This window comes from Legionella qingyii, from assembly GCF_003184185.1.
On sequence record NZ_QHJG01000001.1, the window covers coordinates 36,900 to 57,182 of the forward strand.

Sequence of the window (20,283 nt, forward strand, 5' to 3'; positions counted from 1 at the left end):
ACATAATTAAATGTTGCAACGTAAAGAGTAAAATTGTGTTATCCTTAAGATGATATAAGGATTTTCTGGAATCCTTACAATATGGGTACCTAACTAAAGGATGAGTTTTTTCTTAATTTGCATTTTTGCATTTTTGCATTTGAAGTGGAGCTATTATGGTTTTTGGTTATTTAAACCTGTCTTTTTGGGGATATGTGATTGCAACATTGATTATGACGCAGATTACTATCGCAGCAGTAACGCTATATCTTCATCGCAATCAAACGCATCGAGCGATGACGTTGCATCCTATTGTCAGTCATTTTTTCCGCTTTTGGTTGTGGTTGACGACTGGAATGGTTACTGCAGATTGGGTTGCTATTCATCGTAAACATCATGCATCATCAGATGCCGAGGGAGATCCTCATAGCCCTGTCGTTTTTGGCATCAAAAAAGTATTTTGGGAAGGGGCTGAACTTTATAAAGCAGCTCGTAAAGATAGAGAAATGGTTGCCAAGTATTCCCACGGGACCCCTACAGACTGGCTTGAGCGAAAAATTTATTCCCCCCATTCTGCCAAGGGAATTATTTTGATGTTGTTCATAGATTTATTCTTGTTTGGTGTTCCTGGAATTACTATTTGGGCAATTCAAATGATGTGGATCCCCTTTCATGCTGCTGGGGTCATTAATGGAATTGGTCACTATTGGGGATATAGAAATTTTGAATGCCCCGATGCTGCAAGAAATATTTTCCCCTGGGGTTTTTGGATAGGTGGAGAAGAGTTGCATAACAATCATCATACTTTTGCTTCTTCAGCCAAATTTTCAGTTAAATGGTGGGAGTTTGATATTGGTTGGATGTACATTCGCATTCTTTCTTTTTTAGGCCTTGCTAAGGTAAAAAAATTACCACCTAAACTGGCTATGGAACAAGGCAAGTTGCAAGTAGATTTGGATACTGTTAGAGCAGTGATTGCGAATCGCTTTCAAGTGATGTCTAATTATTACAAAAGTGTGATTCGTCCCATACTGAAACAAGAAAAGCATAGCGTTATTGAAAGCAAGGAAGAAAGGAAACTTTTTGCGCGTGCTGGAAGTTTATTGCGACGTGAAAATTGTCTCTTGAGTAATAAAGCAAAAGTTCGTTTATCTAATTTGCTAGAAGCTCGCGAACAGTTGCGTATAGTGTATGCCTATAAGCAGTCATTACAAAGTATTTGGTTAAAGACTGCCTCTTCCCAAAAAGAGCTAATCGACGCATTACAGCAATGGTGCCGACAAGCAGAAGAATCAGGTCTAGACGTATTGAGACAATTTGCCCAGCAGATTAAAGGGTATGTTCCTGTATATAGATAGATAATTTTTCTATAATTTCTCACTCTGTCGTATCATGAAGATGATAGGACAGAGTGAATTCGATGGTTTTATTTGTTTTTTAGTTATTATTGTCTATAGTAGTATTTTATTGTCGCAATTACAGGGAGTTGGTTATGATGAAAGGTGTAGCAATAGTTACTGGTGGTACTGGTGGTATAGGCACCGCCATTTGTCAACGTTTAGCTGCCGAATTTCAAGTTGTCGCGTGTTATTTCAAACATGGAAAACATGAAGAAGCGAAGCAATGGCAAGAAGAACAAAAAAAGCTCGGATATGATATTGATATCGTTTATGGTGATATCGCACAATTTGCAGATTGTGAAAAAATAATGGCCTTAGTCATGGAGCGCTATGGTCGTGTTGATGTTCTGGTTAATAATGCCGGAGTTACTCAAGATTGCAGTTTACGAAAAATGACTCCAGAACAATGGCAATGCGTGATTGACGCCAATTTAACCAGCGTATTTAATATGACCCGTAATGTCATCCCCTTAATGCTCGATAAGGGTTATGGTCGTGTTATTAGCATTTCTTCAATTAACGGACGAAAAGGTCAATTTGGCCAATGTAATTATGCTTCAACCAAGTCTGCATTATATGGATTCACTAAAAGTCTCGCCCTGGAAGTAGCAAATAAAGGCATCACTGTGAATACGGTTTCTCCTGGCTATATCGAAACGCCAATGCTATCTTCATTGAAAGAAGAAGTCCTCAAGTCAATCATCTCAAGTATACCTGTTGGTCGTTTGGGGTATCCAAAAGAAGTTGCTGATGCAGTTGCTTTTTTAGCCTCTCCGGATAGTGGATTTATTACCGGTGCGAACTTGGATATTAATGGCGGACAGTATATGTAACAGTTAGGCCCAGGGTTAACCTTGGGCTTGATAGTCAGTTTTTCATTAATTCTCACAACATCCTAACTCATAGAGAATCCTATGCAACATAATAATATTGTATTGATCACTGGTGGTACTGGCGATATCGGCACCGCAATCGCGAAGGAATTAAACTCTTCTTATAAACATATTTTTGCTCTTGATCTAATTTCTGACGAAGAAGGAAAAGCATGGGAACAAGAGCGATTAGATGAGGGATATAAGAATATCTATTTTCGACATATGGATGTTACCGATTATGATCAATGTGGAACTGTTATTTCTTCCATTATTGAAGAGTACGGTAATATCGATGCGCTAATTAATAATGCAGGCATCACTCGCGATGCAGTATTTACAAAAATGACCAAACAACAATGGGATGAAGTGTTAACTGTTAATCTTGATGGGATGTTTAATGTAACTCGTCATGTAGTTGAAAACATGAAAGACCATGAATCAGGACGAATCGTCAATGTTTCTTCGGTGAATGCCCAAAAAGGACAATTTTCGCAAGCAAATTATGCTGCATCGAAAGCGGGTGTTTATGGTTTCACTAAAAGTTTGGCACAAGAACTAATGAGTAAAAACATCACCGTGAACAGTCTTTCTCCAGGTTATGTAGATACTCGGTTAATGAAAGGGATTAGACCAGATATCCTGGACGGGATTATTGCGCAAATTCCTGCTAAACGTTTGGCACAAACTCAAGAAATCGCTTGGGCTGTAGAATTTTTAATTAGTGAGAAGAGTCGATATATTACCGGAGCTAATTTAAGCGTCAATGGTGGCCTCCACATGTATTAAAATGATAGTATCTTCCTTATTAAAGACCCTCTCCTGCTGACAGGAGAGGGTGTCGATTCATCGCCATTCAGTTAAGGAATCAATCTGTTGTCTTCGTCCTACGGCGTGTTCCCAGGATCTTAAGGCAGTTTTTTAACTGATAAGGTAATGAGGAATAGGGTGAGATTTTTAACAATTCAAAATCACCTAAATATCAAGAGAAAAACAATGACTCGATTAATAAAAAAATACAAAAATCGTCGGCTTTATGATACTGAAACCAGTCAGTATATAACCCTTGAAGAGTTACAGCGTTATGTTGTAGATGGAAAGCAATTTAAAGTAGAAGATTCCTTAACCGGAAATGACATAACCAACTCAATTTTGCTACAAATTATTGTCGAGATGGAGGCTGGTTCAACTCAATTTTTATCTTCAGATATTTTGCGACAAATCATCGCTTTGGCAAATCATCCAATGCATGCGTCTTTGAAACAGATGATGGAACAAATGTTTCAAGCTATGGAGAAACCTTTGCAAAATAACCCTTACCGCCAGGCAACTGAAACATGGAATCAGCAAATGCAAAAAATGATGCAACAATGGCAAAGCTTATTTAAAAGTTAAACCCGATATTTTCTAAAGGTAAGTTGCTTTTATCAATGAAAATAAGTGAGTTCAACGTGTTTTCTACTTATGCTGCATCGCAAAATTTTTTTCGCTAACTCATTGACATATTTATTATCTATGTACTAATATTAAATTGTGCAATGCAACATAGAGGAGCGTATCATGACTCAACAAAATTTCGAAAGATGGACTGAAATGGCGAAAAAACTTCAAGAGCCTTTTCAAGCCATGGCTGAATTGAATGTAAAAACATTACAAGGTATGCATTATCTCAAACCTGAAGAGATTGCGAGCATTAAAAAACCTGAAGAACTATTAGAAAAGCAAATTAATCTAGCTGTTGAAAATGGTCACAAGGCTTTAGATTACATGCAAAAATCTTTTCAAATTGTTGAGAAAGCAATGTTTGGATTCGTTCAAGAAGCTAAAAAAGCAACTGAAGTTAAACATTAATTAGTATCTATTTTAAAAAACAGTGCAAACAATCGAGTTTGTGCTGTTTTTAGATTTCCCCTGTCATATCCTCCATATACTGATCGAAGCCCTAAAAATCGAGGTCGCCTTCATGTTGTTCTCCTTCCTTATTATAATTGATTGTTTCTGTGTGAGATAGAAAAGGCTTTTTTAGTTCTCCACAAGAGGATACAATGCTTAAGATGAGAATGATTCTATGAATAAGATTACTAAAATGGGGGCATTGATTGAGTGATCATTTTTCGTTATTTAGCTAAAGAAGTGTTTGTCACTTTGATTTCGCTAACTTCCATATTGGTATTAATTTTTCTGAGCAATCAATTCATTCAATATCTCAATCGGGCAGCTTCCGGAAATATTCCGGGCGTCATTATTATGAAGTTAATGATGCTGGAATTGCCCACTTTACTAAGTTTACTGATTCCATTAGGTTTTTATATTGCCCTGTTGCTTGCTTTTGGGCGTTTATATGCTGAAAGTGAGATGACCGTATTACGTGCTTGTGGGTATGGGCCAAATCAATTATTAAAACATAGTTTTATCATGGCAACAGTAGTGGCGATTATTGTGACTATAGTAATGATTTGGGTCAGCCCTTTAATATATATCGAACGTGCTAAGCTATTACGTACTACGGGGATACAAACCTTGGTTCAAACAATCATGCCTGGACGTTTTCATGCCATTAATGGTGGTCAGGAAGTGTTTTATGTTCAATCTATGAGTCGTGATCATGCCAAGGCTGAACAGGTATTTCTGGCAAAACGAAGTGTTGTCAATAAGCAAATGCGTTGGGATATATTATGGGCGGATCAAGCCTTTGCTGAAACCGATGCAAAAACAGGTGAGGATTATATTATTCTGCAAAAGGGTAAAGAATATCAGGGGGTGCCAGGCCATGCTGATTATCAAGTTGCGGAATTTGGCCAATATAAAACACGATTACCACATCCTGTAATCCAGGCATCTGAAGATCTTCGTACAATGAGTACTGCAAGCTTATTACCCTACAATAATAAAAGTGCTGCTAAGGCAGCTGAGTTACAATGGCGTATATCCGTACCCATCATGGTTTTTACTTTGACTTTGATTGCTGTTCCCTTGTGCCGTATTAATCCTCGTTCTGGGAAGTATGCCAAGTTATTACCCGCAATCATTATTTATATTTTATATGCTAACTTTTTGTTTATTGGGCGTGATGCAATGATTTCTGGAAAAACACCACAATGGATGGGTTTATGGTGGGTTCATCTTATCATTGTTATCTTTGGACTATTACTAATCTGGCGTGATAGGGCGAAGCTGGCATGAGTATGAAAATATTAGACCGCTACATAGCGAAAACTGTTCTCGGCTCTATTGCTTTAGTCACGCTCATGCTAGTAGGTCTAGAGATTTTTATTTTATTTGTCGGCGAAATAAGTGATCTAGGTCGAGTTGATTACGGTATCGCTCAAGCAACGTTTTTTATTTTGTTACAAATGCCATATCAAGTCTATTTATTTTTCCCTATGGCAAGCCTTCTGGGCTCTTTGATTGGCCTTGGAATTTTGGCCAATAATAGTGAATTAGTAGTAATGCGGGCCTCAGGAATGTCTATAGGACAAATAACCTGGGCAGTTTTAAAAGCATCTTTAGTACTCATTGTAATCGTTACGGCACTGGGCGAAACCTTAGTCCCCTACTTATCTCATTATGGGAATGATTATAAATCGGCTGCAATCAGCGGTGGACAAACATTAAGAACCACAAAAGGTGGTTTTTGGATGCGTTATGGTAATGATTTTATTTCTGTGGGTGTGATACGATCTAATAATGTCCTAAACAACATTTATCAATTTCATTTTGATGTGCATCATCATTTAAAAATGTCTCGTTTTATTCGTGAAGCCAAATATACTCCAACCGGTTGGGTTGCCTATAATGTACAGCAAACGGATTTTAGCGCAGATAAAATCACAGCTCGGACTATTGCTTCTCTTCCTTGGGAGGTGCCTGTAAAACCCAAAATCTTGATGATCAGCAGTAGCGATCCGGATGAAATGACCTTGAAAGAATTGAATCGCTACATACGAGAACAAAAGCGTAATCATCAAAATGTGCATAATTATCAATTCGCTTTTTTACAACGAATTATTCAACCACTTACGACGATGGTGATGATGATTCTCTCCATCCCATTTATTTTTGGGCCTTTGCGTTCGAGCACGATGGGATCAAAATTATTAGTAGGTGCTGCAGTCGGATTTAGCTTTCATATTTTAAGTCGCTTTTTTGGCCCACTCAGTACAGTTTTTCAATTGCCACCTGAATTAGCTGCTTTGGGTCCTACTTTTATTTTTGCCCTTTTAGGCCTATATTTGATGAGAAGAGTTAGATAACGCTTCATCAAGGCATTTGATGACTTGTTCGATGTTTTGCTTATTACTTTAGTTTTGGCAAAACATTGCACATGCTGTAATAACACGTAGAGGAATTATACCACTTGCCCGGCTGCCCATCCCGATGACCAAGCCCATTGAAAATTATACCCTCCTAACCAACCGGTAACATCTAAGGCTTCCCCTATGAAATATAGTCCGGGGACATCTTGAGCTTCCATTGTTTTTGAAGAAATGGCATGGCAATCCACACCGCCAATGGTTACTTCGGCAGTGCGATACCCTTCGGTGCCATTAGGTTTTACTATCCAGGAGTTGAGTTGTTTTGCTATAGATTCCAAATCACGATTTGATAACTCGGCAAGTTTTTTTTCGGCAAGTTCTGGTGAAATAAAGAGTTCGATGACTCGTTTCGGTAAATGTAGGGACAAAATTGAGTTTAATTGTTTTTGTGGTTTTTCGAGACGTATATTTTTTAAGTACTCCAATACATTGATTTCCGGCAATAAATTAATACAAATACTTTCTCCTGCATGCCAATAGGACGATAATTGTAAAATTGCAGGGCCACTCAAACCGCGATGCGTGAATAATGTATTTTCACGGAATTCGATGCGTGCATTTTTTACTAAGCTATCAATACCAATCCCTGAAAGTAGAGCGACTCGTTCTTTCTCCAATACATCCAAAGTAAGAGGCACTAGTCCGGCACGAGTTGGCCATATTTTAATCCCAAACTGTTCTGCAACTTTATAGGCGAATGGGCTTGCTCCCATTGTAGGTATGGATAAACCACCACTGGCAATGACTAAAGACTTACAACGAAATATCCCTTTTGAAGTTTGTATTTTAAAGCCTTGTGATTTTTGAATGTGCTCTATGTTGGTATTGAGTTGAATAGTCGCTTCTGCAGCAGCACATTCCTTGAGCAGCATATCAACGATATCTTTTGACTTATTATCACAAAATAATTGTCCTAAGGATTTTTCATGGAACGGGATCTTATGTTTCTTCACAAGTTCGAGAAAGTCCCATTGAGTATAGCGAGTTAAAGCAGATTTAAAAAAATGGGGATTATGGGATTTGTACTTTTCAGGCTCAATATAATAATTAGTAAAATTACAACGGCCACCTCCTGACATTAAAATCTTTTTTCCTGCTTTATTCGCATGATCTAACACCAGAACTTTACGATGGCGTTTGCCTGCTTCAATGGCGCACATTAAACCTGCGGCGCCTGCACCTACAATAATGACATCAACTGCTTCCATTTCGGATCGACTTGAGTTAAACCTAAACATGTGCAAGGTTAACATGCGTCTAGTTGGGATTCAAAGATTTCTCATTGCGCGCAATGTGATTTTTTTATACAATCATTCAACTTATTAATTATTAATACATTTTATGTACATTCTAAAACATATTTTAGCGATTTTATTGGGTATTACCATATTGCCATTACGTATACTTGCATACAACATGTTGTATGCAACAATCGCATTGATTTTGGGCGTTGCAGCTGCAATAGGCTTGCCTATATATTTGGCTTTCGCATTTAAAAATAACGGCATGTCACCCATAACGAATTTTTTGTTGACGATGATGATTGTTGTGCCTATGACATTGGCAATCACTGCAATCGCTCTTGCAATTACAGCGACTTATTTAATTTACAATACTGTAATTAATATGCTCGAATCGTTCTGGCTGGGTTTTAAAAATGGTTTGCTTTATGAAATGGATGGCTTTTGGAGTGCATATAATTCGCAAACCCTCTTTGATGCAGATTTATCTTCACGTGCTAGAGCTTTTGTTGCAGGGATTAACCCAGACGAGTTAATTGATGATGTTGATTTTGATGGATTTCAACGCATTAGAGGGGAATTACAAGACGTTGTCGTGGTGCACGAAGATTTAGAAGTTCCTGATTTGGAACATAAAGACACTAAGAAACCGCCTTTATTATGGGATCACACCCAATTACAAAAAATCGATGCACTCATAAACGAATTAGCTGATGTCAAAGCCCCTTTACCCCATGAAGCAAAACAACGATTGGACTCTTTAAAAAAGTTGTCTATACAATATAACCTTTTATCGAAAAAGCTGGAGGAGGTACGAACTGCTTTAGTTAACGATGACAAGACACAAATTAAGGATGAGTTAATCGCCTATAATGATGTGGAAACACCCATTTTGTTGGTGAAACAATATAAGAATGAAACGGATGGCAAATGGTATAATGTGCCTGCTAACAGTTACGTAACAGATAAGGAGAGTTTATTACATTGGTTAAAAGAAAATCCTCGCCATCCTCTAAACAAAGACTTGTTGAAAAATCCAGACCAGTATAATGGAATGACAACAAGGTATATCTGGTATGTTCTTACAATAGAGGACTGCTCTTCCCAAGAGCTAGATGAGGCGGCGGCCCAAATGTCTATTTTGGCGGATGCTTTGCTTGCTGTATTATCGAATTCGCAAAAAATAAAATTAGGCTTGGGTTCTTCTCCGCAATCGTTTTTTGGTTCGGGAATGAATCATTCCTCTCCTACAAAACTCGATGATGAATTAGTCAATCAGAATTCTGAAGTGAATAATGTAGAATCGCCTAAAACCCAACTCAGTTGAGTAGTACCAACTATTCAAACATCCAAGTCTTTTTCTTTTGAATCATAACCGAGGTATTAATTTAAGCTTATACTGTAAGTATTCAAAGCGATTATTTTTAAGGGCACTCATCATGAATGAACTTGATATTTTAAATTTATTTTATGATGAAATGAAAAATCGAGGCATAACTCGCGATCAAGTGTTTTTAAGTATGGAAGAAGATGCAGCCGCTATGCTTACTCAAAAATTAAAACAATCGGTATCATTGGAATCCGTACAAAAATTAACTGACATCTGTATTGCTAATGAATGGCTGGAACGAACAACAGCAGATCCTAATTATAAATATTTATCGTTAACTGAGGCCGGATTACAAATTATTTTAGCTAATCGATACAGTTAATTTTGCATCAAGGGTATAAACTTTAAGCAAAAGTAGGTAAAATACGTCAATTTTATTCTTTTTTGTTGCCAATATGCCAAAACGAACCGATATTAAATCCATTCTTATCCTTGGAGCAGGTCCTATCGTGATAGGACAAGCTTGTGAATTTGATTACTCAGGTACCCAAGCGGTACGCGCCCTAAGGGAGGAAGGATATCGGGTGATCCTGGTAAATTCCAATCCTGCAACCATCATGACCGATCCAGAACTTGCAGACGCCACCTATGTTGAGCCGGTATCCTGGAAAGAGGTTGCACGTATCATTGAAATTGAACGCCCAGATGCCCTTTTGCCAACTATGGGAGGCCAAACCGCTTTGAACTGTGCTTTGGACTTGGTCCGCGAAGGAATCTTGGCAAAATATAATGTCGAAATGATTGGCGCAACACGAGAAGCGATTGATCGTGCTGAAGATAGAGAAAAATTCCGCCAATTGATGATTAAAATTGGTTTGGATATGCCCCGCTCAGCGATTGCCCATAGTATGGAAGAAGCAATTCAGGTACAGGCGCAGTTAGGCTATCCAGCTATTATTCGTCCATCATTTACCATGGGGGGCAGCGGGGGCGGTATTGCCTATAACCGTGAGGAATTTGAAGAAATTTGTACGCGTGGGTTGGAGTTGTCGCCTACTCATGAGTTACTGATTGATGAATCGGTGCTTGGCTGGAAAGAGTTTGAAATGGAAGTCGTACGTGACAAAAATGATAATTGCATTATTGTCTGCACCATTGAAAATTTTGATCCTATGGGGGTTCATACAGGTGATTCGATTACTGTAGCTCCTGCACAAACGCTCACCGATAAAGAATATCAGCGCATGCGTGATGCGGCTATTAAAGTATTAAGAGCGGTAGGAGTTGATACGGGAGGATCGAACGTACAATTCGCGGTTAATCCTGAAGATGGAAGAATGCTGGTGGTTGAAATGAACCCGAGGGTTTCTCGAAGTTCTGCTTTAGCCTCCAAAGCAACGGGTTTCCCCATTGCGAAAGTCGCCGCTAAACTGGCCGTAGGCTATACTCTTGATGAATTAAAAAATGAAATTACCGGTGGAAAGACCCCTGCATCATTTGAACCAAGTATTGATTATGTAGTGACTAAAGTTCCTCGCTTTAATTTCGATAAATTTCCACAAACTTCGGATACATTGACTACGCAGATGAAGTCAGTGGGTGAAGTTATGGCTATTGGCTCCAATTTTCAGGAATCGTTGCAAAAGGCAATTCGTGGTTTAGAAATAGGGCGCTGTGGTCTGCATTCTTTATTTCCAAAAGGTGATTTAGCACGTTTAAGAGGGCATTTGCGAGAGCCAACCCCAGATAGACTTTGGTATATCGCTGATGCATTTAGAAACAATATGTCTCTTGAAGAAATTCATCAAGAAAGCCGTGTTGATCCCTGGTTTTTAGCTCAGGTCGAGGAACTCGTCGCTCTGGAGCGCTCTATGGAAGGCAAAGCATTATCAGATATCGATACAGTAACTTTACGTTTGTTGAAGCGCCGTGGTTTTGCCGATGCTTATTTGGCTAAAATATGGACGTGTACTGAAGAGCAGGTACGTGCACGACGTAAAGAACTAGGAATTATTCCTGTGTACAAGCGCATTGATTCGTGTGCTGGCGAATTCCCTAGTGATACGGCATATATGTATTCTTGTTATGAAACCCGTTGTGAGGCGCGTCCGGATACGGACAAGAAAAAGATTATGATCCTTGGTGGAGGGCCTAACCGTATTGGTCAGGGAATAGAGTTTGATTATTGCTGTGTTCACGCAGCTATGGCCCTTAGGGAGGCAGGTTGCCAGACCATCATGGTCAATTGTAACCCTGAAACAGTATCTACGGATTTTGATACGTCCGATCGGTTGTATTTTGAACCGGTAACCCTAGAAGATGTTTTAGGTATTGTTGATGTAGAAAATCCGGATGGAGTTATTGTTCACTACGGTGGACAAACCCCATTAAAATTAGCGCGCGCATTGGAAGCTAACGGTGTTAAAATTATTGGGACCTCGCCTGATGCAATTGATAGAGCGGAAGATAGGGATCGCTTTCAAAAATTGGTCACTGAATTGAAATTACATCAACCGGATAATGGTACTGTGCGTAGTGAGACAGAAGCCATTGCTTTAGCAAATAAAATCGGTTACCCATTGGTGGTTAGACCTTCCTATGTTCTCGGCGGCCGAGCTATGGAAGTTGTGTACCAAGAAGATGATTTACGCCACTATCTATCGCATGCGGTTGCTGTATCCAATGATTCACCTGTTTTATTGGATAAATTTTTGAATGATGCAATTGAAGTAGATATTGATGCAGTATGTGATGGGAAAGAAGTATTGATTGGTGCGGTAATGGAGCACATAGAACAGGCTGGTATTCATTCAGGAGATTCTGCTTGTACTTTACCTCCCTTTAGCTTAAGCGTTGTGGTTCAACAGGACCTAATGGAGCAAATGCGGCAAATGGCATTGAATTTGGGTGTTGTGGGTTTGATTAATGCACAATTTGCTATTCAAGCTGATGACATTTATGTTTTGGAAGTTAATCCAAGAGCATCAAGAACGGTTCCTTTTGTTTCCAAAGCGACAGGATTGCCTTTGGCTAAAATTGCTGCTCTGTGCAAATTGGGCATTAGTTTAAAGGAACAAGGTTTGAGCCAAAATCACCACATGCCCTCATTTTATTCAATTAAACTGCCAGTTTTTCCTTTTATCAAATTTTCTGGAGTAGATTCCATTCTTGGACCTGAAATGAAATCTACTGGCGAAGTGATGGGGATCGCCAGACGTTTCGGACAAGCTTATGCTAAAGCCCAATTGGGAGCCAGTTGTAACATAGCTAAGCGCCGTCGCGCTTTTGTCTCCGTTCGCGACGCAGATAAAACACGAGTAGGTGAAATTGCTAAGCGGTTGATTGAGCTAGGCTTTGAAATTATTGCAACGCGCGGTACCGCATTGGCTTTGCAAGCAGCAGGAGTGGATTGTCGTCGAGTATTTAAGGTGAACGAAGGCCGGCCTCACGTTTTAGATTTTATAAAAAATAATGAAATCGATTTTATTGTAAATACAACTGAAGGTAAGCAAGCAATCGCCGATTCTTTTGCAATCAGGCGCAATGCATTGCAACACAAGGTTAGCTATACTACTACTCTATCAGGAGCTGAGGCGGCTTGCTTGGCTATGAAATATGAAGATAGAGACACTGTAACTCGATTGCAGGATTTACATTAATAAAAATTGTAGCCTGGGTGAAGCGGAGCACAACCCGGGTTTTCCTATGACAGATTGAACCGGGGTACGACTTACGTCCTCACCCAGGCTACGATCGTTACAATGGTTTCTTTAACTTAATCTGAAAAGCTCTTTTTCTTGTTGTATTGGAGAAAAGGTAGAATTACCAGGGAATTTTTTTTTGAGGTAGATATGAGTAAACATCCTATGACAGTACAAGGTGCAGAAGCACTGAAGGAAGAATTAAATCGTTTAAAATTTGTGGATAGACCCCGTATTGTTGAAGCGATTGCTACAGCACGAGCTCACGGTGATTTGAAAGAAAATGCCGAATATCATGCTGCTCGAGAACAGCAAAGTTTTAATGAGGGGCGTATTCAGGAGTTGGAAGCAAAATTATCTCACGCACAAATTATTGATATCAGCAAATTGCCCAATAATGGCAAGGTGGTTTTTGGCGCTACAGTTACTGTGTGCCATATTGCAACAGATGCCACAGTCACCTACAAAATTGTAGGTGAAGATGAGGCTGATATTAAACAAAATAAAATCTCCTATAGTTCCCCGATCGGCCGAGCTTTAATTGGCAAGGAATTGGACGATTCAGTAACAGTAAATACACCCGGTGGTATGGTGGATTACGAAATTATTGATGTGCAATACGTCTAAAGACTCATAAAAAATTAGAACTTTCCCTCATGTAACCTGGGCACAGCGTAGCTCAGGTTTTTGAGTGGTTGGCAGGTGGCACTTTTGCCATGAGAGCAGGGATTTATTCTATGTGTTTTGTGAGACAGGCAGAGCGCATTATATAAAGCTAAAGAAAATGGGCGAAATCAAGTTCTGATTTTTGATGAAAGCTTTGTTTTGAACTAGAGACTGTTGACAATTCACCTTACCGCCTACGTGCCGTCGGAATAGAGATGGGCATTTAATTTTGATTGATGATGAAGCATAACCTGGGTTTCAAGAACGAGATACCCAGGTTATCTACATTAGAATTAAGGTTGGAATACTTCCTGCTGAATACCGCCGACAACCCATTGAGAACTATTAGAGAATTGACGGAAATGCCAAATTTCATCAAGTTGACTAACGGGCTCATTATCTTCTTTAATTGAACCGGTAAAGCGGACGCTGGCGATGAGCGAATTAGACTGTCTTGAAACATCAAGGAGCTCAGCATTTAAAGTGATTACATCTGTTTTATTCGCGGCATTTCCCCGCTCATCTAATTGCATCTTGATTTCAGCAAATACTTCTGGTGCTGTGAACTCACTCAAATCCTGAAGGTTTTTTTGATCATAAGCAGCTTGTAAGCGGTTAAATGTCACTTTGGCTTCACGTAAAAATGTTTCAGGCACAAAACCTGCAGGATATTCAGACGCATTACTCGCATCGCTATTTCCTGAACTGTTACTGAATGATTGGGTAAAATTATTAAAAGGACTTTGATTAAAAGAACGAGTTTGTCCTTGATTTGCTTGAAATCCAGGTTGCATTCTTTTACGGAAAAAGCCAATAACAAAGAAGAGAATTGCCCCCATAATCAACCATGACAAGATCCCATTAGCAAAGCCATGCCCCATAAATAAACTGGTAAGCAAGCCGCCAATTAATAACCCACTGAGTAATCCTCCCCATCGGCTTGTATTTTTTGTGTTTTGCCCAAAAACACTGGATTTTTGCACTTTATTTGGTGAATACAGAGCACTTTGTGAACGTTGTATGCCAAAACTTCTGCCAGCACCAAAACGTTTCGCTGAGGCTTCGTTGACCAAAAGCCCAAAGCTTAGTAATGCAATAAGTAAATAGGAAACAAGCGTACGCATAGTATCAGACCTTTCTTTTTAAAATAGAGACAATGAGTATATATCAATTCGAATGAAACTGCCTCTTTGTGGTTAAACATTGAACTATAATTAAAAAGTCGGAAGGATTTTTAAAAAATTCAGTAGCGTAACATATAATGGATTAAATCAATAAAATTTAATATGACCATTATTGTATGTGTTAAGAACATAAGGAGTTCGTTATGTCTGCATATCAAAAAGGAGATTTGGGAGACACTGTTAGTCGTTTTTTTTCAAAATCTCTGCACCATACTGATGAGTCCGAAAGAATATCGGTTCAATTACAGGATCTGGTGGGGCGTATTGAAGCGGGAATTGCATACTGCAAGCGACAAAAAGAAATGTATCCGAGAATACAACAATATTCAGACAAAATTTCGGTTTTAAATGCTACCAAAAACTATGTCTGTGGCAATATAGGGCTGGATCTTTTAGAAGAGTATATGAGGATTTATCCTAAATGGGATAAAGACCCCGAAGATGAGGATACTAAGGCATTGATTTATGAAGCACGAGCATTGAAAGGTGGCTCTTAATAAATTTCTTCGCTGACGAATGGTAAGCGTTCACTTCTATTCACTGAACGGCTGTATTTGGCACATCTTTCGCGAAAATAGCACTTCGGAAGCCCCACATACTGATGTATGCTACGTTTTCTCAGCATCATTTTGCGCACAACCTGCGCTCAAATCAAATCGCTCCCTCAGATTCAAGCATACCCCTGAATGGTTCCGACGAATGATTTGCTAAGGAAATCAGGAGCTAGACTATAGATTCCTTTAATGTAAATCCATTCAAAATTCCTGGTGTGAAGGGATTCACTTGATTGTTTGTCTTCAAGAGGTAACGTCCCGAATTGCTGTTAATTTCAAAAAGAATTTGTAAGCTAGAACTGTCTTGTTCATCAATCAGGACATTCACTTTTTCGAGTAGTTTAAATAAGGCCCAAGTTCCTTGCTCTGCTAACTCATAATGATTCCCCTCAATTGAATCAAGGGCAAGTTTGGCATAGGATTGTGGCCAGGTAAAACGCATAACTGAGTCAGTGCTTTGATTATCGGTTAATTTGGTTCTGCCAATCTCAAGTTCTAGGTTCGCAACCACAGGATCTAGGCTAATTTTTTGTAGACTAAAATCAATTTTGCTTTCTTCACCATGATCAGGGAAAAACATATTGGTAATAATGTTCGCACGTATCAGCGCATCTAAGGTTTCTGAGGCAATAGGTAATACTGAGTCATTTACTGCTTTAGGTTTCCATTCTGCGCTGGAAATATCCAAGAACGGTTTAACATAGCTTTCGGTAAATGAGTTTAATGCGCCACGAGTAGAAAAGAAATGATTAAAGTCACTTATCGAAATTTCTTCTTGTTGTGAGGCGTCAAAAGGATAGCGTCTGGCAATAGTGGTTTGGAATTCTCTGTAAACAGTCTGCTGCCATTGTTGGTTGATATACTGACGGCTGTCTCTAATCAGAATACCCCATGCATCACTTGCTAATTGTTTGGTCCATGTACTTAAAGGTTCAGGTAATTGTCGTGCTTGATTATAAAGCAGGCTTACGGGGTCAGAAGCACTTTCACTGGAAAAGCGAGTTTTTGTAATATTAAACGCAGTTCTTCCGCCATCATTTATCATGGACAACGTTGAAATAAAGCGTTCCAAATCAACGATTTTTTGGCTGATTTCTTTAGTACTGGAGTGGCTCATTAAATTCAAATCAGTAAATTGATTGGCAATCGCATGATTAAAAGGTGATGAGCTATTACTCAAGTCAGCTTTGGTTTCTTGTTGGATTAGAGCTGTTATCTTCCCTATCGCATGAGATTGTTCCAGATTTTTAACTACTTGCCGCCCTGTTTGATAGTCTTGGTAATGCAGGGGTTGTGATTTGCGCATGAACGTTTGCCACCAGGTTACGTAATCAAAACAATAAGCCTGAGTTATCATTTCCTGTAATTGATTTAAGTCATTGCGTGCGAGTACCCACTTTTCCTTTTGTAGGTTGTAGCTGATGCTCGGAATCTTTTGCATAACTTCGTTAAAACCTGCCCTGGTAAAGTAACTTGGCAACTCATTGGTTGCCAATATAAAGCCATCAATTGCGATTTTTTGTTTCGTGTCAGGGAAAAATTCTTTTGCAATCGAATAATAAAGGTAACTAGTGGGTAATGCATTTAAATAATTTCTGGCATCACTAATTACTTGCTGTTTTACAGTTATATTTTTGGGTGGTTTACTTAACAGAAGCCTTAATAGTGCCAGTTGTTTCTTTAAAGCATGTTCAGGTTGGTTTTTCCATTGACTCGCGAACCAATCATGAACTTGCATTGCTGAGAAATGTTCTGGCTGGCTTAACATCAGGTAAACTTTCAATGCGTTATAACGAACGATAGGGGTATTTCCTGGATTATTGATTACATCTTCCAGCTCGCTGGTTAATGAGGGTAAAAATTCACCTTGTAGACGGCTTTCAGCATTATGGTGCAAATTATATTTTAATTGATGTACCGTAGGTAGCGATAAGGAATTACTGGGAATGTGGCTTATCGTTTTTGCCGCATTGGATAAATGATAAAGAGCCTGCTTTTCTTTATTTTTTTGACTATTGAGCACATCGTAAGCCAGTAATTCTTTACTTGTTTCATCGAGTAAATGAGCTGTTTTGTAATAGTTATAGCTTAAAATCAGCAGGCTGATTACGGCGATACTTGCGGTTACTGCAATAATGGGCTTTTGTGAAAACTTTCTAGCTTGTGGAATTTGGCTGCAATGCTCCTGAATGGTCCTTAATGCACCTTCAACAAAATAGGCTCTGAAATTTGTCGCCTGAGGAAAAGTATCTTGTACTACCAAGGCATATTCATGCTGAATTCTCTTGTTTAAGCGATCAATACTCACCCCACCTTGCTCCGCACTACTAAAATAAATCGAATGTAAATTAAAGAGTTTAGGAGAAATTCCTTGAATTAATGCTTGAATAGGGGCGCGAAGGCTAGCTACCTGCAATGGAAATTCCCGAATTAAACTGCGTCGCATTGTAGAGCGGGCAGGGTGCATTTTATGAATTACTTGTTGGCCGATTTGTTCCGTCAGCTGGTTGAATTGTAATGAATAGGCTTCTATTTTTTTCTTTAATTCATTCCTGCAATCGAGCGAAAACCCTAAAGGCTTTGATAAATCAGTTGTATGTTCTGATTGGTAAAATTCGGTAAAACCAGCGAGGGTATCCATTTTAGTAAACATCAGTGCAATATTGACGGGATAACCCAGGTTTGTTCCAAATCGTTCCAATAATTGTAAATGTGCTTTTTTCTGTTCTGCAAACTGTGCTGGATCGGCTATCAGCAGGTCGTTTACATCAATGCATAAAACAAGGCCGGTAATTTTTAGATAGGAGTTACATCGATTCAATTGTTTTAACGTTGTAAGCAATAAGGTTTTGCTATGAGTAAGCCAATTTTCACCAAGCTCAATGATGATCCCTTTTTGATTAAAATAAATTTTGGCATGTTGTTCGCTAAAAACAGGTATTTCTTCCATATTGCTTTGTTTTAATATGGCCGATTTTCCTTGAGCATTTCTGCCGGTAATCACTATAAAAGATAGCTCATTACTTTGTGGCTTTAGTTGTGAAAGTATTTTTTTTATAGCATCACATAATGCGCGTAAAGAATTGTCCATTAGCTATCCAAAAGAGCAAGTTGGGTGTGTCCAAATAAAACGGTTTTCGCCTTATTTTCCAATAAATATTGGCTGGTCAAAAAAGCAAGTGTTACCATAGTAACCGCAGTAACCAAGGTAATGATGACCGCTTTATAATTCTTTTTAACAATTTTAGGTATAGGGTTTTCATTAAATAACCGGCGGGGTTGATGGAAGCGATTTTGCTGAATTATTTGATAGAGATCTTCAATATAATTATCTAATACCTGCCGTCCATCCGCCTTGAGATGGTAATGACCCTCAAAACCAATAATTAGGAAAAAATAAACTAACTCAATAAGATCAAGATATTGAGTTGGTCGTTCCTTAATGTAATTAAGGATTTCAAAAAAACGGTGTTGTGGTTGAGCATTATCATTAGTGAGTGGCGTGAATGCCTTAAATTCAGCAGAAATTTGGTATACTCGCATGTAATTTTTACCAATCATTTCATCTATAGTTGCGGCCATTAAATAATAAGCTATGGCTGAAAAGTCTGCCGGATATTTAGAAGCATCCATTTTACTCTGAAAAGCAAGTAACTCATGCTCAATATTATCTCTGATATTCTCAATAGGAGGCAGCGAGGGGCTAAGACAGAGTCGCTCTAATAGTGATAAAAGAGGACCTGCTGCTGCAACTAAAGCATTTGTAGAAAAAGGAGCAGTGAATAATTTAGAGCGATAGTAACCTTTCGGGACAAGCATTGTTCCCGAATCAATGAGGTGGTTGTTGACCAGTGAGGCTGGATAATGCGCAACTGTCATGGTCTTGCTCCTAATAGGTCTTGATTCAAGCATGAAATCGTATTGCAAACACTCTAAATTAAAAAGAGATAATACGTTATATAACGAGCATAGTTCAAGTGAGTCAAGCTTTATGATTTGACTATTTTGGTATAATGCAGCTGGAGTCCAGGCGGCACCGCCATTAAGTTAAGGATTTTTCATTCAAACGAAGGCGCGAAGATTTAGATCCATTTTGGAAAAATACCCTTAACCATGATGGCATGGTCGCTCATTACATAATCCTTCATAGCTTTATTGCTCGTGTCATCAAAAAGCATTGATGTATTTTGTTGTCCATAAAATATTGTTCGGCCAACTTATCAACTTCGGCGCGAAAATTCCTAAGTGCTTCAGAATCATTTTTGGATTGTTCAACAAACGTTACAACGGGCCCCAGTGTTTTCTCCACGGTTCGTCTGTAGTGAGCTAAGCTTAGAGTTGGAAAATACATCGCATCATAATCAAAAATTACTTCTTTGACTTGGTTGCCCAAACGATTTTTCACCACATCAGGAGAGCCCCAGTTCGAAGGTGAATCTATTGCTACAGGTGGTGGATTATATTTACTAACTAATGCAAATAACCTTCCGACAAAATGTTCTGGAGGCCAAGTTGAAAAAGCAATAATCCCGCCCGGCTTGAGTACTCTCAACATTTCATCAATTGCTAATTGTGCATTCGGGGCAAACATGTGCCCAAACTGACTCAAAACAACATCAAAGGATTCATCTGCATAGGGTAGTGCTTCTACATCACCTTGTTTAAAATCAACATCAACTTTAGCCAAAGTTTTATTTCTATCAGCGTACTCCAGTAATTGCGGACTTAAATCAAGGCCTGAAACAATTGCACCCATCCGAGCAGCAGTTATAGCAACTACACCAGTACCACAACCAACATCCAAAACAGAATCCCCTGCTTGCAACTGTGAAAACTTTACTAATGTTGGTGCTGTAACAGTAGTCATCATATCTAATGGTGCAAATAACCCCCAGATTTCGCGTTGAGAATTTTTATATGCAATCAATAACTCGTTATTCATTTCTTGTACCTTCGTTCCTTGTATTTAAGTATTTTGCTCTGCATTTTAAGCTTTAATAACAGCCTGATTACAATTATTCAGTTGCAAAGAATTAATTT

General features: G+C 38.8%; 17 protein-coding genes. 12 read left to right on the forward strand and 5 right to left on the reverse strand.

Annotation, left to right across the window (positions count from 1 at the left end):
* The first annotated feature begins 155 nt into the window (after positions 1-155).
* The 7 genes from DGG96_RS00170 to lptG all read left to right on the forward strand — a co-directional run bounded on the left by DGG96_RS00170 (position 156) and on the right by lptG (position 6,504).
* Positions 156-1,337: a DesA family fatty acid desaturase gene (locus DGG96_RS00170; protein WP_110141006.1), complete on the forward strand. Its 1,182-nt coding sequence runs from the start codon at positions 156-158 to the stop codon at positions 1,335-1,337.
* A 134-nt stretch (positions 1,338-1,471) separates the two neighbouring features.
* Positions 1,472-2,212, forward strand: coding sequence for an acetoacetyl-CoA reductase (gene phbB, locus DGG96_RS00175; protein WP_165831553.1), 741 nt, complete (start codon positions 1,472-1,474; stop codon positions 2,210-2,212).
* Between the two features lie 81 nt (positions 2,213-2,293).
* Complete coding sequence (gene phbB / locus DGG96_RS00180) at positions 2,294-3,040, forward strand: acetoacetyl-CoA reductase (protein WP_110141008.1); 747 nt, start codon at positions 2,294-2,296, stop codon at positions 3,038-3,040.
* Between the two features lie 207 nt (positions 3,041-3,247).
* Positions 3,248-3,646, forward strand: coding sequence for a polyhydroxyalkanoate synthesis regulator DNA-binding domain-containing protein (locus DGG96_RS00185; RefSeq protein WP_110141009.1), 399 nt, complete (start codon positions 3,248-3,250; stop codon positions 3,644-3,646).
* 165 nt (positions 3,647-3,811) lie between these two features.
* Positions 3,812-4,102, forward strand: a complete 291-nt coding sequence (locus DGG96_RS00190) for a phasin family protein (RefSeq protein WP_165831554.1) — start codon at positions 3,812-3,814, stop codon at positions 4,100-4,102.
* Between the two features lie 252 nt (positions 4,103-4,354).
* Positions 4,355-5,434, forward strand: coding sequence for an LPS export ABC transporter permease LptF (lptF, locus tag DGG96_RS00195; protein WP_110141011.1), 1,080 nt, complete (start codon positions 4,355-4,357; stop codon positions 5,432-5,434).
* Complete coding sequence (lptG, locus tag DGG96_RS00200) at positions 5,431-6,504, forward strand: LPS export ABC transporter permease LptG (RefSeq protein ID WP_110141012.1); 1,074 nt, start codon at positions 5,431-5,433, stop codon at positions 6,502-6,504. The genes lptF and lptG overlap by 4 nt, the downstream gene beginning before the upstream one ends.
* Positions 6,505-6,599: 95 nt before the next feature.
* Here lptG and DGG96_RS00205 read toward each other — a convergent pair whose 3' ends face one another.
* Complete coding sequence (locus tag DGG96_RS00205; protein WP_110141013.1) at positions 6,600-7,775, reverse strand: BaiN/RdsA family NAD(P)/FAD-dependent oxidoreductase; 1,176 nt, start codon at positions 7,773-7,775, stop codon at positions 6,600-6,602.
* Between the two features lie 133 nt (positions 7,776-7,908).
* Here DGG96_RS00205 and DGG96_RS00210 point away from each other — a divergent pair, with 133 nt between their 5' ends.
* The 4 genes from DGG96_RS00210 (at position 7,909) to greA (ending at position 13,466) form a co-directional block, all read left to right on the forward strand.
* Complete coding sequence (locus tag DGG96_RS00210; RefSeq protein WP_126955299.1) at positions 7,909-9,135, forward strand: phage tail tape measure protein; 1,227 nt, start codon at positions 7,909-7,911, stop codon at positions 9,133-9,135.
* A gap of 112 nt (positions 9,136-9,247) precedes the next feature.
* A complete protein-coding gene (locus DGG96_RS00215) occupies positions 9,248-9,520 on the forward strand; it encodes a hypothetical protein (protein WP_110141015.1) in 273 nt (90 codons plus the stop codon).
* A 73-nt stretch (positions 9,521-9,593) separates the two neighbouring features.
* Entirely contained in the window at positions 9,594-12,797 is a 3,204-nt protein-coding gene (gene carB, locus DGG96_RS00220; RefSeq protein ID WP_110141016.1) for a carbamoyl-phosphate synthase large subunit, read from the forward strand.
* Between the two features lie 192 nt (positions 12,798-12,989).
* Positions 12,990-13,466: a transcription elongation factor GreA gene (greA, locus tag DGG96_RS00225; RefSeq protein WP_058469593.1), complete on the forward strand. Its 477-nt coding sequence runs from the start codon at positions 12,990-12,992 to the stop codon at positions 13,464-13,466.
* Between the two features lie 332 nt (positions 13,467-13,798).
* Here greA and DGG96_RS00230 read toward each other — a convergent pair whose 3' ends face one another.
* Positions 13,799-14,629, reverse strand: coding sequence for a Tim44 domain-containing protein (locus DGG96_RS00230; RefSeq protein ID WP_110141017.1), 831 nt, complete (start codon positions 14,627-14,629; stop codon positions 13,799-13,801).
* Between the two features lie 203 nt (positions 14,630-14,832).
* Here DGG96_RS00230 and DGG96_RS00235 point away from each other — a divergent pair, with 203 nt between their 5' ends.
* On the forward strand, positions 14,833-15,186 hold the full coding sequence (locus DGG96_RS00235) for a hypothetical protein (RefSeq protein WP_110141018.1): 354 nt from the start codon (positions 14,833-14,835) through the stop codon (positions 15,184-15,186).
* A 226-nt stretch (positions 15,187-15,412) separates the two neighbouring features.
* On the opposite strand, the gene icmF is transcribed toward DGG96_RS00235, so the two are convergent.
* The 3 genes from icmF to DGG96_RS00250 form a co-directional block, all read right to left on the reverse strand.
* Entirely contained in the window at positions 15,413-18,334 is a 2,922-nt protein-coding gene (gene icmF, locus DGG96_RS00240) for a type IVB secretion system protein IcmF (RefSeq protein WP_110141019.1), read from the reverse strand.
* Complete coding sequence (gene icmH / locus DGG96_RS00245; RefSeq protein ID WP_110141020.1) at positions 18,334-19,122, reverse strand: type IVB secretion system protein IcmH/DotU; 789 nt, start codon at positions 19,120-19,122, stop codon at positions 18,334-18,336. Before icmH ends, icmF begins: the two co-directional genes overlap by 1 nt.
* A 265-nt stretch (positions 19,123-19,387) precedes the next feature.
* On the reverse strand, positions 19,388-20,185 hold the full coding sequence (locus tag DGG96_RS00250) for a class I SAM-dependent methyltransferase (RefSeq protein ID WP_110141021.1): 798 nt from the start codon (positions 20,183-20,185) through the stop codon (positions 19,388-19,390).
* Between the last annotated feature and the right edge of the window lie 98 nt (positions 20,186-20,283).